This is a genomic window from Streptomyces sp. NPDC002785 (genome assembly GCF_040295565.1).
Classification (GTDB): domain Bacteria; phylum Actinomycetota; class Actinomycetes; order Streptomycetales; family Streptomycetaceae; genus Streptomyces.
Genome location: NZ_JBEOVN010000189.1, coordinates 1 through 13884 on the forward strand (window position 1 = coordinate 1; position 13884 = coordinate 13884).

The 13884-nt window shown below is 72.0% G+C and carries 14 protein-coding genes and 1 pseudogene; 11 read left to right on the forward strand and 4 right to left on the reverse strand.

Features of this window, described 5'->3' with window-relative positions; translation table 11 throughout:
- Nucleotides 1-193: 193 nt before the first annotated feature.
- The 4 genes from ABTZ94_RS30490 to ABTZ94_RS30505 all read left to right on the forward strand — a co-directional run bounded on the left by ABTZ94_RS30490 (nt 194) and on the right by ABTZ94_RS30505 (nt 2875).
- Nucleotides 194-559: a hypothetical protein gene (locus ABTZ94_RS30490; protein WP_351205507.1), complete on the forward strand. Its 366-nt coding sequence runs from the start codon at nt 194-196 to the stop codon at nt 557-559.
- Nucleotides 560-884: 325 nt separating this feature from the next.
- Entirely contained in the window at nt 885-1304 is a 420-nt protein-coding gene (locus ABTZ94_RS30495) for a hypothetical protein (protein ID WP_351205509.1), read from the forward strand.
- Nucleotides 1305-1437: 133 nt separating this feature from the next.
- On the forward strand, nt 1438-1689 hold the full coding sequence (locus ABTZ94_RS30500; RefSeq protein WP_351205511.1) for a hypothetical protein: 252 nt from the start codon (nt 1438-1440) through the stop codon (nt 1687-1689).
- A 511-nt stretch (nt 1690-2200) separates the two neighbouring features.
- The gene (locus tag ABTZ94_RS30505; protein WP_351205533.1) at nt 2201-2875 is read left to right on the forward strand and encodes a poly-gamma-glutamate hydrolase family protein; all 675 of its coding nucleotides are present in this window, start codon (nt 2201-2203) and stop codon (nt 2873-2875) included.
- Here the strand turns inward: ABTZ94_RS30505 and ABTZ94_RS30510 are convergent.
- The 3 genes and pseudogenes from ABTZ94_RS30510 to ABTZ94_RS30520 form a co-directional block, all read right to left on the reverse strand.
- Nucleotides 2820-3089 (reverse strand): annotated as a pseudogene (locus tag ABTZ94_RS30510) (Twin-arginine translocation pathway signal); the annotation flags it as partial. The gene ABTZ94_RS30505 and the pseudogene ABTZ94_RS30510 sit on opposite strands and share 56 nt — an antisense overlap.
- An 81-nt stretch (nt 3090-3170) precedes the next feature.
- The gene (locus ABTZ94_RS30515; RefSeq protein ID WP_351205513.1) at nt 3171-4112 is read right to left on the reverse strand and encodes a spermidine synthase; all 942 of its coding nucleotides are present in this window, start codon (nt 4110-4112) and stop codon (nt 3171-3173) included.
- Between the two features lie 144 nt (nt 4113-4256).
- The gene (locus tag ABTZ94_RS30520) at nt 4257-4706 is read right to left on the reverse strand and encodes a hypothetical protein (RefSeq protein ID WP_351205515.1); all 450 of its coding nucleotides are present in this window, start codon (nt 4704-4706) and stop codon (nt 4257-4259) included.
- A 240-nt stretch (nt 4707-4946) separates the two neighbouring features.
- Here ABTZ94_RS30520 and ABTZ94_RS30525 point away from each other — a divergent pair, with 240 nt between their 5' ends.
- Entirely contained in the window at nt 4947-6299 is a 1353-nt protein-coding gene (locus tag ABTZ94_RS30525; RefSeq protein ID WP_351205517.1) for an NsdA family TPR-like regulatory protein, read from the forward strand.
- 146 nt (nt 6300-6445) lie between these two features.
- Here the strand turns inward: ABTZ94_RS30525 and ABTZ94_RS30530 are convergent, their stop codons facing one another.
- Nucleotides 6446-7042, reverse strand: a complete 597-nt coding sequence (locus ABTZ94_RS30530) for a histidine phosphatase family protein (RefSeq protein ID WP_351205519.1) — start codon at nt 7040-7042, stop codon at nt 6446-6448.
- 248 nt (nt 7043-7290) lie between these two features.
- Here ABTZ94_RS30530 and ABTZ94_RS30535 point away from each other — a divergent pair, with 248 nt between their 5' ends.
- The 6 genes from ABTZ94_RS30535 to ABTZ94_RS30560 all read left to right on the forward strand — a co-directional run bounded on the left by ABTZ94_RS30535 (nt 7291) and on the right by ABTZ94_RS30560 (nt 13833).
- Nucleotides 7291-8280 carry a phosphatase PAP2 family protein gene (locus tag ABTZ94_RS30535; protein ID WP_351205521.1) on the forward strand — a complete coding sequence of 330 codons (990 nt, stop codon included), beginning with the start codon at nt 7291-7293 and terminating at the stop codon, nt 8278-8280.
- Nucleotides 8168-9352 carry a hypothetical protein gene (locus tag ABTZ94_RS30540; RefSeq protein ID WP_351205523.1) on the forward strand — a complete coding sequence of 395 codons (1185 nt, stop codon included), beginning with the start codon at nt 8168-8170 and terminating at the stop codon, nt 9350-9352. Before ABTZ94_RS30535 ends, ABTZ94_RS30540 begins: the two co-directional genes overlap by 113 nt.
- The gene (locus ABTZ94_RS30545; protein WP_351205525.1) at nt 9343-10956 is read left to right on the forward strand and encodes a hypothetical protein; all 1614 of its coding nucleotides are present in this window, start codon (nt 9343-9345) and stop codon (nt 10954-10956) included. Before ABTZ94_RS30540 ends, ABTZ94_RS30545 begins: the two co-directional genes overlap by 10 nt.
- Nucleotides 10953-12287: an AAA domain-containing protein gene (locus ABTZ94_RS30550; protein WP_351205527.1), complete on the forward strand. Its 1335-nt coding sequence runs from the start codon at nt 10953-10955 to the stop codon at nt 12285-12287. Before ABTZ94_RS30545 ends, ABTZ94_RS30550 begins: the two co-directional genes overlap by 4 nt.
- 278 nt (nt 12288-12565) lie before the next feature.
- Nucleotides 12566-12907, forward strand: coding sequence for a DUF8844 domain-containing protein (locus ABTZ94_RS30555; protein ID WP_351205529.1), 342 nt, complete (start codon nt 12566-12568; stop codon nt 12905-12907).
- 221 nt (nt 12908-13128) lie between these two features.
- On the forward strand, nt 13129-13833 hold the full coding sequence (locus ABTZ94_RS30560) for a hypothetical protein (protein ID WP_351205531.1): 705 nt from the start codon (nt 13129-13131) through the stop codon (nt 13831-13833).
- Nucleotides 13834-13884 lie beyond the last annotated feature (51 nt).

Sequence of the window (13884 nt, forward strand, 5' to 3'; positions counted from 1 at the left end):
TTCCGGAGCGATGCTGCGGCGCTCCGCGCCGCAGCGTTCAGGATCGGATTCCCTCCCCGCCCGAAGGCGGGGATTCCCTCCGAAGAGAGGGATGGCGAGGACCCGCATTGCCGAAGATGACTTGATTTCCGCTGGCCGCTTGTCGCGCTTACGGCATAAACCTGTGCCGTTGGAATCCAACAGGGGAGGGATCATGCAGTCGACCAAGAAGCTCAGAGCGGGGATAGCCACGCTCGCCATGACCGGGGCAGCACTCATGAGCACGGCCGCGACGGCCGGCGCCACCGAACAGGGAACCACGGCAACGTGCGCATACCCCTATGTCTGCTTCATCAAGAACGGCAGCATCATTGGCCAGTTCCAGGATGTGACGTCGACCTGGCAGGCACTGCCCTCCAAGCCGACAGCGCCGCTCACCGTCGTGAACACCCGCCACGATGACGTTGCATACATCCGCTGGGTCGGTGGCGGGACAACGTGCATCCCTCCGAATCAGTCTTTCGGTGTCACGGGTGGTCAGCTCGATGCGGTGCGCATTTCCAGCGCAGCTACCTGCTGACCTTCCAGTCACCCCGAGGCTCGGGGTCGCGGCTCGGCCGTAGCCAACACCGACTGCTGCCCGCCACCGCTCCCACTCGGCGGCGGGCAGCAGAAGGTAGCCCAACAAGTACCTGCACATCACGGACAAACACATTTCCCGGCGGGCGCTCCACCTCGCCCACTGCGGAGCCTCGGCGCGTTTACACTCACACCCGAGATCGGCCAAGACAGGCCCCACGTCCGGCATTCCCGGACAAAGGACGGCTCGCCCAGATGTGGCGGGCTTTCACGCTTTCCCCACACCCATGACACGATTCCCCCTTCACCACTCCCAGGGGGGGACCATGCGCACCCGCACCATTGCCGCCGCCATCACGGCCGGCCTGATCGTCACACTCACCGCATGCGGCGGCAGCGACGACGACAAGAAGGCCACGGAGCAGCCCACCGTCTCTGCTGAAGACCGCGCCGCAGCGCGGGAAGAGGCCGGCCTGCCTCCGAAGCCCGACGCGGCAACAACCACCGCCTACATCAAGGCGCTCGACGCCATCGACGTCGACATCGTCCACGGCAAGACCGAGAAGGCCGTCGACCGCGGCCTCAACACATGTAGCTCGGTGAAGAGTTCGCCCAAGGACCAGGCCAAGCTGACCGATCTCACGAACCAGCGGTTCACCAGCCCCAACCATCCCGAGGGACACGGCACAGCAACGGCCGAGAAGATCCTGAAGACCGTGCGCACGCACCTTTGCCCGGACTTCTGACACCTCACCCCACATACTGGCCCGGCCGCACCCCCGTTGCGGCCGGGTCTTCGCACGGCCTGCAGATGGGCATGGCTCGCCGTCCACCTTCCCGGTGCACCAGCTGCGGCAACCGCCGTGACGCCCGAGGCCGGTGCTCCACCTGCCGCCCGACATCGCAACGCGCCGCGAAGCAGACCCGCTGATCGACGACATCTACCGGGCCGACGTCGGCGACCTGATCCGACAGGCGGGCGGTGAGGTCATGACGGTCACGGACATCACCGGCCGGCTCGGCGATCGCTTCGACCGGGTCGCCGTCGGCGGGTGGGGCACAGCCACAATCGGTCAGGTGTGGACCACGACCGGGGGCTCTGCTTCAGACTACTCAGTGCAAGGGGGATGACGTGGCAGACCTGTACGCGTCCTACGACGAACTGGCCGCCGCCGAAACCGAGGGGGTGACGTACAGCCGCACCGCGGTCACCCCGGCCGGGTGGGCGGTGAACACCGTCCTCAACCCGTCTGTCGAGGTCGGCACCGGCAACACGCCGGCGTATGCACAGTCCACCTATGCCCGGGACACCACGCGCGCCAAGTTCGGCAACGCCGGCACAAAGGTCACCCTGACCGCGAACGGCAACGGCGGTGTGCAGTTCCTGCTGAACCGTTCGTTCACCGGAGGCGAGACGATCACCGCATCCGCGTGGGTGTGGGTTCCCTCGCTCACCGGCAACGCGTTCTTCTCGTTCCGGAACGCCACAACCGCCCTCGGCACCGTGACCGGCGGATCCCCTGGCGCCGTGAACACCTGGGTCCGCGTCTCCGGTGCGTACACCGTGCCGGCGGGCAGCACCTGCGACCGGGTGGCCATCGGCTACCCGGCCAGCAACGGGGTGAGCTGGTGGGCGGACGGGATGACGGTGGAGCCCGGTGCCGCGCTGCACGACTACGCCGACACGACACGGATCGGCGCGACGTGGGCGGCCATCGCCATCCACGGCGGCGGCATCGAGGGCGGCTCCGGCGAGATGGCCCGAGAGATCTCGCGCGGGGGATCAGCCATGGCGTACTACGAGTTCGCCGGGCTCAAGAGCAGCAACAACGTGTCGCTGCACATCACATCGACCAACTTCGACGAGCCCATGGGGCGAACCCTCGTAGCCGGGGTTCGGCGGTGCCTGTCCTTCCATGGGTGCGTGGGGACCGATGGCGTGCCCGAGACCGCGATCGGCGGACTGGACACCGAACTCGTCGGCCGGCTCACCGACTCGCTGACCCGAGCCGGGTTCCTCGTGAACACGGCGCCCTCCGAGATCGCGGGAACCGACCCGGCGAACATCTGCAACCGGACGGCGAGCAACGCAGGTGTGCAGCTGGAGATGTCCCGCGCGCTCCGAAACGCGTTCTTCCCGGGCGGTCGGAACACCAGGGCGGTGAGGGACAGCGGCGCGCGTACGGACGACTTCTACCGGTACGCGTCCGCGGTCCGCTCGGCCGTACCTCGGGCGGGGCCTGGTGTCCCTGGACAGCGCCGAGATCCCGGCCGATCGGGGCATCCTGCCACGGCCGCATTGCCCTCTCCAGGGTGACCAGTTCGCGCCGCATCCTGGCCGAGCGGGTCTCTACCGCGATCGTCGCCACTGTCCGGGCAATCTCCACCGCCTGATCCGGTTCCCGCGCAGCCGCCGCCGCTGTCGCCTGCCGAGCCAAGTACACCCCGCGATCGCGGCGGGCCGTCTCCGGCACGATGGCGAGGACTTGCGACCACAGGCTGCCCGCCCCCTCGCCGAGCCCCAGGCGGCCGCGCGCCCGCCAGGGATTACGGGACAGCCCTTGGCCGGGGCTTCTTCAGCCGAGGGCCGAGGATCGTCCGGCCGGGCTCCCTCAGCCAAAGGCCGAGGGCGGTGGCGCCGGTGAAGGCCTGGCGTCCGCGTCGCTCACCGCCGCCGCGCCGCCGGTGAAGTCGGCGAGCGCCCGCCCGTGTTCGACGCGTCCGGGGTGCGGGTCGGTCGCGACCCGGCGGGTCAGCTCGGCGACCTTCAGCGGCAGATCCGAGGCGAGCAGCACCGCGTTGCCGAAGCAGCGGCCGCGCCACACGGTCGGATCGGCGGCGAGCGCCAGTTCCGGGAAGACCGTGGCCGCGGTGGCGATCTGGCCGCGCAGATGGGTCAGCGGCGGACCGTCCGCGAGGTTGGCCACGTAACTCCCGCCGGGTTTCAGGACCCGGCGCACCTCGGTGACGAACTCGGTGCTGGTGAGGTGTGCGGGGGTACGGGCCCCGCTGAAGACATCGGCGATGACGAGATCCGCCCAGCCGTCCTGGATCTTCCCGAGCCCGACGCGGGCATCGGTGGCGCGGACCCGGATCCTGGCCTGCGGGTCCAGCGGCAGTTCCCGGCGGACCAGTTGGACGAGTGCGGCGTCCACCTCGACGATCTGCTGGGTGGAACGGGGCCGGGTCGCGGCGATGTAGCGGGCGAGCGTGAAGGCGCCGCCGCCCAGGTGCACGACGTGCAGGGGCTGCCCAGGGGGTGCGACGAGGTCGGCGATGTGGCCGATCCTGCGCTGGTACTCGAAGGAAAGATACGTGGGGTCGTCGAGGTCCACATGGGACTGGGGGGCGCCGTCGAGGGTCAGCGTCCAGGCGCGTGGGCGCTCCCGGTCGGGCACCAGCTCGGCGAGACCGCCGTCCACCGGTTCGGCGAGGGGCTCCGTCCTGCGCCCGGCGCCGCCGCGCCCGGCCCCGCGTTCGGTCCTGCCGTCGGCCTTGCGGTCGGACCGCTTACGGGCGCCCGCACCTCCGCTCGACGCTCCTCGACGTGCCACTGCTGTTCGCGCCTGCTCACTGCATCATCGCTCCGGGCCGGTAGGGAACCGGCCGTGCCGGGGGATCCCGGCCACCGGCCCATTATGGGCGCGTCGGCGGGGAGCCCGGGGTCAGCCGTGGGCGTGCGGGCGGGGAGCCCGCGGTCAGCGGCAGTTGTCGGCCGCCTCGATCAGCCGGGCCGCCTGGTCGAGAGCGGCCCGCAGCACGGCCGGGTCGGTGACCGGGGTGTCCTCCTCGGGCGGCAGTAGCCAGCCGCTGCCGGTGACGGGCGGCTCGGCGGGGATGCGCAGCCCGCGGCCGTCGGTCTGCGTACAGGCGCTGCCCGGTACGTCCCATGCCTCGGCGGTCCCCGGGGGCACCAGGAAGCCGAGGGTGTCGCAGGCGTCGTCGTGCAGGACCGGGCCGACGGCTTCCTGGTCGGTGCCCCGGCGCAGGATGTCCACGGCCTCCAGTCCCTGGCGGGCCGGGACGGTCACCAGGTCGCAGGGGGCGGCGCCGTGGTTCTCCGTCGGCGCGGTGGGCGCCGTGGCACCCGTTGCGGCCGGGGTCGTCGCAGTCGTGCGCGAGCCGGTCTCGATGCCGATATGCAACAAGGGACCTCTCCTCTCATCGCCGTGCGGAGCCGGATTCCGTCTCCACATGGACCAACGCAGCGACGGCGTCAACGGCTACGGTGCCACGCCGCCGCAAAGGGTGGCAGTTCATGGCGGATTGCGGGCGAGATATCCGCTTTGTAGGCAAACGCTGTATGTGCGCCCCGTCACAACAGGTACGTTCTTGCTCCGCCGGGACACCGGAAGCAGGAGCCCGGCTGCACCAGAGAGGGCTCAGCCATGGTGTCGACAGGGGCAGTTCCCAACCTCGCCTTCCGGCGGCTGCGCGGATCGCGCTCCGCCGGGGAGTTCGCTGCCGCGGTACGCAGGTCCGCCCGCGAGATCGGCGAGCAGGTCGCGTGCGACGCCCGGTACATCGGACGCGTGGAGTCCGGCGAGATCCGCTGCCCCAACTACGCGTACGAACGGGTCTTCCTGCACATGTTCCCCGGCACCACCCTGGCGGACCTGGGCTTCTCACCGCGCGAATCGGTACGCGGCCGGGGGGCGTGGACCACTGCCGAAACCCCACCGCCCCCCACGCTCCACAGCGACACCGACGAGGAGAGCGACGTGCTGCGTCGCGTATTCATGACGAGCGGCACCACCGCGATGGCGACCGCAACCCTGGGCCGCGGCCTCGACGGCACATCCGCTGCCGCGCCCCTGCCCGACCGGCACCGGGTCGGAGAGGCCGAGGTGAGCGCCGTCGAGAAGGCGGTACGGCAGATCCGGCTGCTCGACGACCGGCACGGCGGTGACGGCCTGTACCGCAGGGCGTCCCAGCCGCTGCGAGCGGCGTACGCGCTGCTCGACTCCGCAACCGCCACCAAGCGCTCCACGGCCGACCGACTGCATGCCGGGGCGGGCGAACTGGCCATCTCGGTGGGCTGGCTGGCCCATGACTCGGGTCGGTTCGAGGACGCCCGCTCGCATTATGCGGAGGCGCTGGCCACGGCGCGGGTGGCGGGTGACGCGGCGCTGGAGGCGCATGCGTTCTGCAATGCGTCGTTCCTGGCCAGGGACACGGGGCGGCCCCGCGAGTCCGTACGCGCCGCCGAGGCCGGGCAGCGGGCGGCGCAGCCGCTGGGCTCGCCGCGACTGCTGGCGCTGCTCGCGTTGCGGGAGGCGGGGGGCCGGGCGGGGCTCGGGGACCGTACGGGCTGCGAACGGGCGATCGGCCGGGCGCACACCGCGTTCGGCCGCGGGCCGCGCGACGCCGATCCGGAGTGGATGAGCTTCTTCCGGGAGGCGGAGCTGGAGATGCTGGAGGCGCAGTGCTGGGCGGCGCTGGGCGACTGGTCGCGGGCGGCCCGCCATGCCCGGCGGGCGACGCGGCTCCAGGACCCGCACTTCACCCGGAACATGGCGCTGTACCGGGCCGAGCTGACCACGGACCTGGCCCGGGCGGGCAGGGGCGCGGAGGCGGCGACGGCGGGCCATCAGGTGCTGGACCTGCTGGACCGGGTCCAGTCGTCCCGCATCCGGGCGATGCTGGCGGGGGCGGCGGGGGTGCTGGGGCCGCAGCGGGGTGCGGCGGACGTACGGGGGTTCCTGGAACGGCACGCAGAGGTCTCGAAGGCGGGGGCGTAGGGGCTCGCCGAACGGTCCGAATTCCACGCACCCCGCACCACGTGACCGATTCCGTCCTCGATCGCCGGACGGGCCGGCTTCCGCGCGCGCCGAAAGAATCAAGCCCGTCCGGCGATCGAGGACCCCCGCTGCCGGGCCGGCAGGGCCTACCGGTCCAGGTGGCCCGTGTCGTTCCAGCGTTCTATCGCGGGCGCCCCGTACGCCCACCCCAGCACCGACAGCGACGTCGGATCGAGCCGGATGCGCGCCGCGAACGACACGTCCTCGCCCAGCCACCGCGCCCCCAGCGCCCGCAGGATGTGACCGTGGGCGAAGACCAGGACGTCGCGGTCGGCCGAGCGGGCCCAGTCGACGATCTCGTCGGCGCGGGCGGACAGCTCGGCCAGGGTCTCCCCCTCCGGCACCCCGTCACGCCAGATGAACCAGTCGGGACGGACCGCCTTGATCTGTGCCGGCGTCATCCCCTCGTACGCACCGTAGTCCCACTCCAGCAGCGCGTCCCACGGCTCGGCCCGGTCCGCGAAACCCGCGATGTCGCAGGTCTCCTTGGCCCGCAGCAGCGGACTGGTACGGACTTCCATGCCTGGCAGGTCCGCCCACGGCTTGCGGTGCAGCCGCTCACCGAGGAGCCCCGCGCCCGCACGGCCGGTGTCGAGCAGTGGGATGTCCGTCCTGCCTGTGTGATTGCCCTTGACGGACCATTCCGTCTGGCCGTGCCGGGCGAGCAGGATACGCGGTGCCATGACGGCTCTCCCTGGGACTGAGATCTGAGGCCGGAGATCGCGACAGAACGGATCGTCCGGTTTTCCCATCATCGCGCACGCCTTCGGGAGGCAACCTCCGGGGGCGAACAGGCGTCCCTTCCTGCGCGGAGAAATCTGTACACACACGGGGCATCCGACAAGGACCCCGGGGGGAATCGCGGCCGACCTGCACCGTACGGTTGAACGCCCGCCGTCGGTCGCATGAACACATGATGGAGAGCTTCCGGATGCAGCATGCCAGCACCGCGTACGTGCCGCGCCCGCGGCCCCGTTGGTGGACCGAGCTGCCGCTGCTGGCACTGGTGTACGCAGCCTACTCGGCCGGCCGGCTGGTGGCGCGCGGCGACGTGTCCACGGCCGTCGACCACGGACTGCGCATCCTGCACCTGGAGAAGACGCTCCACATCAACTTCGAGCACCCGCTCAACCGGCTACTGACCGCCCACCCCTCGATAGGCATACCCTCCGACTTCATATATGCGTCCCTGCACTATCTGGTCACCCCGGCCGTGCTGGTCTGGCTCTTCCGCCGCCGCGAGGCCGTGTACCGCAGGGCCCGCACCTGGCTGATGACCTCCACGCTGCTCGGCCTGATCGGCTTCGCGCTGATGCCGACCTGCCCGCCCCGGCTGCTCCACGCCACTCACGGCTTCGTCGACACGATGGCGCAGTACAGCTCGTACGGCTGGTGGGGCACCGAGGCGAGCGCCCCGCGCGGCATGGGCGGAATGACGAATCAGTACGCGGCGATGCCGAGCCTGCACGTCGGCTGGGCGCTCTGGTGCGGAATCCTGCTGTGGCGTCACGGCCGGCACCCGCTCGTACGGGCCGCGGGCGTCGCCTACCCCCTGGTCACCACGTTCGTGGTGATGGGCACGGCCAACCACTACTTCCTCGACGCGGTCGCGGGCGCTGCCGTGATGGGCGTCGGAGCCCTGCTGGCCGGACCGGTGATGCGTATCGCCGACCGGATCAGGGACCGGCTCGCGGCCCGCTTCCCACGGTTCGCCGGGGCTGTGAAGTCCCCGATTGTCAGTGCCGGATGCGAGACTTCGGCGGGTGAGCGAATCCCTGGCCAGCGGACCACCTCCGCAGACTCCACCGATGCCGCAGCATCGGCCGACGAAGACGCCTCGGCCGGTCGCGTACCCCGGGCCGACGCCGCCCCCGCAGGCGCGGGAGCAGCGGGGGACGACACTCCGGCAGCGGCTCGCTGAGCTGCGGGGCCCGGCTGTCGCACCGCGTCCGCTGGATGCCCGTGCGCTGGCCGCCCTCGCCGCCAACCCCGGCTGCCGGCGCCGCGCCCTGCTGGACGGCGCCGGGGTGGACAAGGCCGCGCTGGCCACGGCGCTCGGTTCACCGGCCGCCTTCGGCCAGTCGCAGTTCGCTTTCGTCCGGGGCAACGCCTTCGAGGCCAAGGTCAAGGCCGACGGCGGTACGGAGCTGATGCGGCTGCTGTACGAGCGCCTCGGCACCGGCGCCGAGGCACCGCGCGAGGTCCTGGTGCCCGATCTGACCGCGGCCGGTCCCGAGGGCCGCGCGGCGCGTACGGCGCTGGCGCTGCGGGAGGCGACCGAGGCGGGCGGCTGGGCGCTGCTGGACCATCCGATGCTGGCCCTGGAGGTGGCGGGCTCCCCCGCCTATCTGGAGCCGGACGCGGTGGTGGTGCACCCCGACGGCACCTGGACGGTCGTCGAGATCAAGTCCTTTCCCATGATCGACGGTTCTGCCGATGCGGCGAAGGTCGGTGCGGCGGCCCGGCAGTCCGCCGTCTACGTACTGGCGCTGGAGCGGATCGCGGAGCTGACCGAGGGCGCGGAGGTCGGCCACCGGGTGCTGCTGGTCTGCCCGAAGGACTTCTCCAATCTGCCGACCGCCTCGGTCGTCGACGTACGCAAGCAGCGTGCGGTCACCCGGCGCCAGCTGACCAGGCTGACCCGCATCGAGGACATCGCGGCGGCCCTGCCCGCGGGCACCACCTTCGATCCGGAGTGCTCCCCGCAGCAGCTCGACGCCGCGGTCGAATCGGTCGGCGCGGCGTATGCCCCGGAGTGCCTCGCTGCTTGTGAGCTGGCCTTCCACTGCCGGGCGAAGGCCCGCGCGGCCGGTGCGGTGGAGGCGCTGGGGCGGAGCGTGCGGGGCGAGCTCGGCGGGCTGACGACGGTGGGGGCGGTGCTGGCCGCCGCCGCGGGCAAGGAGGGCGACCCGGCGGATCCGACGGTCGCGGCCCTGCGGTGTGCGGCGGCGCTGCGTGCCGAGGCGCTGGAGGGCAGTGCGGCATGTCGCTGATCAGCACCCTGGCCCGGCTGGAGGCTGTGGAGAGCGGCCGGGCGCAGCCGATGACGACGGTCCTGCACCGCCATCTCACCGACCGGCCGCTCGTCCTGGTGCCGCTGACCACCGCCGGTGAGGCGGGCGCCCCGCTGGGTGCGCTCGTCGGGACCGACCGGGAGGCGCCCCGGCTGCTGGCGGTTTCACAGCCGCGCGACCGGGATCTGCGGTTCGCGTTCCTCGCCGAGCTGGCCGAGGCGGTGCTGCCGCACATCGAGGCGTACGAGGATGTCGTCGAGCCCGCGGAGCGCAATGAGACCGATCCGGAGACCGGGAAGAAGGTCAAGGTCGAGGTCGAGCTGTGCGCGGACGCACCGCAGCTGATCGTGCCGAGCCGGGCGGGCATCGATTTCGTACGGCTGCTCGGCCGCTCCATGCGGTTCAGACGCACGGCAGAGGACGATCCCGACACCCCGTACCCCGCCCCCGCCCGCGTCCCGCTGCTGGGCCGCTGGCTGACGCACTACGGGGAGCGGGCCAGGGTGCCGGGCTCCTCGCTGCTGCTGGCCACGACGGATCTGCTGAACCGGCACTGGGCGACCGGGCAGAGCAGCCTGGAGGATCAGCATCTGGGCGCGCTGCTGGCGTGGGTCGACGCCCCGGCGGGTGAGTCCGGGGCGCGGGCGGCGCTCCGTGCGGAGCTGGAGCGGGACGGCGAGGGCCGGCTTCTGTGCCCGCCGGCCGGTCCGGCGACGGACCCCGCGTTCGACAACCGGCTACTGGCGCCCGCCATCGAGAAGTACGACCGGGCGCGCACCTCGCTCGCGGCGGCCGAGGACGGTCTCGCGGCCGACGCCCGGCTCGCCGAACTGACCGCCGCCGAGCGGAAGATCAGGGCGCTGCTGGCCGGGGTGATGCGGCCGACCTGGGATGCGGTGTGGCGGGGGCTCGATCTGCTGAAGGAACTGCCCGAGGGGTCTCGGGCCGAGGACCGCTGGACGAGGGACCGCTGGTCGTTCACCGGTCACCGGGACCGGGTGCGGTCCGGTGAGCCGCCGCAGCCGCGCCGGGACGACGCGGTGACGGCGGCGCAGAAGCTGGCCTCGCGCGAGACGGCGCAGGCCCAGCTGGAGGCGCAGGAGGCGCTGGACGATCCGCTGGTGCTGGCCGGGCGGCGGCTGGCCGGTGAGGCGTTCGTCGGCGACGTGACGGAGGTGGAGATGGCGTACAGCGAGTCGAAGCGCCCGTCCCCGCGCCCGCTGGTCACGGTCCGCACCGGCGAGCGCCCGCATCTCGGCGAGCGCACCAAGGTGTACCGCTCGCTGGACGGAAAGCCGCAGACCGCCGAGTTCGTGAAGTACGCCGCGGAGCCGGAGGACGGGACCGCGCCCCTGCTGGTGCTGCGGATCACCGACCGGATGGGCCGGAGCAAGGAGCCGGCCCCGGGTTCGGTGCCCGAGCCGGGCGACCGGATCGCCTGGACGCTGTTCGAGCACGATCAGCGCGGCGGCCCGAAGCTGCCGGACCCCGAGGAGACGCCCTGGACGCACGGCGGCCCACCGGGCGCGGCCGGTGAGCGCACCGAGCATCCCGATCCCGTGACCGCGGAGGACCTTCTGTGACGGCCGTATTCGACCCGGGCGCCCAGGCCGCGCGGGCGACCGAGGCGATCCTCGCCGACACCCTGCACGGTACGTGGCGCGGCATCGTGGTGGACTCCCCACCGGGCGCGGGCAAGTCGACGCTCGTGGTGCGCGCCGCACTCGAACTCGCCGCGGCCGGGCACCCGTTGATGGTGGTCGCGCAGACCAATGCCCAGGTCGACGACCTGGTGGTGCGGCTGGCCGAGAAGGACCCGGGGCTGCCCGTCGGCCGGTTGCACAGCAATGACTCCGACCCGTACGACAAGGTGCTGGACGGCCTGGCCAACGTGCGGAAGTCGGCCAAGGCGTCGGATCTCGCCGGACTCGACGTCGTCATCTCGACGGCCGCCAAGTGGGCGCATGTGAAGAACGTCGAGCCGTGGGGCCACGCGATCGTCGACGAGGCGTATCAGATGCGTTCGGATGCGCTGCTGGCCGTCGCGGGTCTCTTCGAGCGGGCGCTGTTCGTCGGCGATCCGGGCCAGTTGGACCCGTTCTCGATCGTCGGCGCGGACCAGTGGGCGGGGCTGTCGTACGACCCGTCCGCGAGCGCGGTCTCCACGCTGCTCGCGCACAATCCCCGGCTGCCGCAGCACCGGCTGCCGGTGTCGTGGCGACTGCCCGCCTCCGCCGCGCCGCTCGTCTCGGACGCGTTCTACCCGTACACCCCCTTCCGCAGCGGTACGGGCCACGGCGACCGGCGGCTGTCGTTCGGCGTCGCGTCCGACGGATCGGCCCCGGACCGGGTGCTGGACGAGGCCGCGGAGTCCGGCTGGGGCCTGCTCGAACTCCCGGCCCGGCACACCCCGCGCACCGATCCGGAGGCGGTACGGGCGGTGGCCCTGGTCGTCCGCCGGCTCCTCGACCGAGGTGGCGCGGCGACGAGCGAGCGCTCCCCGGATCCGGCTCCGGTGACGGCGGACCGGGTCGCGGTCGGCACCGCCCATCGCGACCAGGCGGCGGCGGTACGGGCGGCGCTCGCGGAGCTGGGTGTGACGGGCGTGGCGGTGGACACGGCGAACCGGCTCCAGGGCCGCGAGTTCGATGTGACGGTGGTCCTGCACCCGCTGTCCGGCCGCCCGGATGCCACGGCGTTCCATCTGGAGACGGGCCGGCTGTGCGTGCTGGCCTCGCGCCACCGGCATGCGTGCATCGTGGTGTGCCGGGCGGGCGTCGCGGATCTGCTGGACGAGCACCCGTCGACGGAGCCGGTGCAGCTGGGGGTCACGGTGAAGTTCCCGGACGGCTGGGAGGCGAACCACGCGGTGCTGGCGCATCTGGCGGAGCACCGGGTGGTCTGGCGTCCCTGACTACCACTCCGGCGCCTGTCCGGCAGGCGATGAGTCCCCCGATCTGCCGGACGGAGTCCGGCACGCCGCCGAAGGCGGCCGATGGTGACGGCCCCGGACGGCTGGGAGACGAACCACGCGGTGTTGGCGCATCTGGCGCAGCATCGGGTGCGGTGGGAGGTGTGACGGCGCCCGGTCTCGGGGGGCGCAGCCCCGGTTCCGGGCATCCCCGGAGCCCACTTGCGCGACGTTGGACAATGGAGGGTGGCCGTCGGGCCCACCGAAGGAGGAATCACCACATGGCACAACCCGAGCGGAACGAGAAGCAGCGGCTGCGCCCCGCGCCCCTGCTCTTCGAGCCGTCGGCTGCAGTCGCCGATCCTGAGCACTTCTTCGACCTGGAGTCGATGGAGGATCCGGGGGAGCTGCTGGCCCGCGCCACCGAGCTGGCCCTGGCGTTCCGTGTCGCGGCCGACCGTGCGGTCGAGTTCCAGGCGGTCGCCGCGGCCCAGCTCGCCGATCCGCGCCGGTTCGACCGGCTGACGACCGCGGACATCGCGCAGCGTGCGGAGTGGACCGAGGACTATGCCAAGAAGATGGTCGAGTTCGGCCGGAGTCTGCTGGGCGGATCCGCTCCCTGACCGCCGTACCGGCTGCGTCCCGGCCACCGCACCGGACCTGCCCCCCGGCCCCGGCCCGCCATCGCGCCGGGTCATCCGGACCGCCCGTCCACGCCAGGTCCTGACACCGGGGACAACCAGTGGCATATGCCCGAGCGCAAGATACTCCTCCCCACCCCAACCTGTCCCGGTTTCCGGCAACTCTCGGAATCCGCTTGATCACTCCCGGTAGACATGGGCGCATGAGCGCATGGCTGCCAGACGAAACGACCCTGCATCACGGCGACGGCCCCCACGACGGCGCCGACATCTTCGCCCTCCTGCGGGGCCGGGCCGCGAACCAGACGGCTCAGGTCACGGCGGCCGGTGCCGCCTGGCTCGCCGGCGCCGCGGCCTATCCGCGCAGCACGCTGGCCCAGTGGGAGGCCCACCCCTCCTCGCCCGGGGTGCTGCCGTGTGGTTCGGCCTTCGACGTGGTGAATGTGCCCACCCTCTTCGGGCGCCGGATGCTGGAACACCTGTGGGCGGACGGCCCGGGCTCCGGACCCGTCGCCACCCACCGCGGACGGATGCTGCTCTTCGCCTCCCCCGGCACCGCCCAGCGGCTGCCTTCGCTGCTCGACTGGGAGGAGTGGGGTGGTGGCCTCGAACCGCGGACCGGCATGGACCCGCAGGGGCGGGGCGGCGGCGACAAGGTCCCGCCGTTGCTCTGCCACGGCACCGGGGACGCGGTGACCGTACCGCCCCTGACCTGCACCTCCTCCACCCCCGGACCCCGCTGGGTGGTGGCCCCCGACACACGTAGCCCCTGGCTGCCGGGCCCGGACGTACTGCTCTGGGCCTGTGTACGGGTGACCAGGTCGACGGCCTCGCCGGCGGCCCGGAATTCGATTTTTCCTCCCGCCGATCAGGGTGCTAATGTCTACGACGTCAGCAGGCGCCGCTAGCTCAGTTGGTTAGAGCAGCTGACTCTTAATCAGCGGGTCCGGGGTTCGAGT

Bases quoted from the DNA above. Each gene is read 5' to 3' on its own strand.
- ABTZ94_RS30490 (WP_351205507.1), top strand. From the start codon at position 194: ATGCAGTCGACCAAGAAGCTCAGAGCGGGGATAGCCACGCTCGCCATG.
- ABTZ94_RS30495 (WP_351205509.1), top strand. From the start codon at position 885: ATGCGCACCCGCACCATTGCCGCCGCCATCACGGCCGGCCTGATCGTC.
- ABTZ94_RS30545 (WP_351205525.1), top strand. From the start codon at position 9,343: ATGTCGCTGATCAGCACCCTGGCCCGGCTGGAGGCTGTGGAGAGCGGC.
- ABTZ94_RS30560 (WP_351205531.1), top strand. From the start codon at position 13,129: ATGAGCGCATGGCTGCCAGACGAAACGACCCTGCATCACGGCGACGGC.
- ABTZ94_RS30540 (WP_351205523.1), top strand. From the start codon at position 8,168: ATGCCGCAGCATCGGCCGACGAAGACGCCTCGGCCGGTCGCGTACCCC.
- ABTZ94_RS30555 (WP_351205529.1), top strand. From the start codon at position 12,566: ATGGCACAACCCGAGCGGAACGAGAAGCAGCGGCTGCGCCCCGCGCCC.
- ABTZ94_RS30535 (WP_351205521.1), top strand. From the start codon at position 7,291: ATGCAGCATGCCAGCACCGCGTACGTGCCGCGCCCGCGGCCCCGTTGG.
- ABTZ94_RS30530 (WP_351205519.1), bottom strand. From the start codon at position 7,042: ATGGCACCGCGTATCCTGCTCGCCCGGCACGGCCAGACGGAATGGTCC.
- ABTZ94_RS30505 (WP_351205533.1), top strand. From the start codon at position 2,201: ATGACGGTGGAGCCCGGTGCCGCGCTGCACGACTACGCCGACACGACA.
- ABTZ94_RS30525 (WP_351205517.1), top strand. From the start codon at position 4,947: ATGGTGTCGACAGGGGCAGTTCCCAACCTCGCCTTCCGGCGGCTGCGC.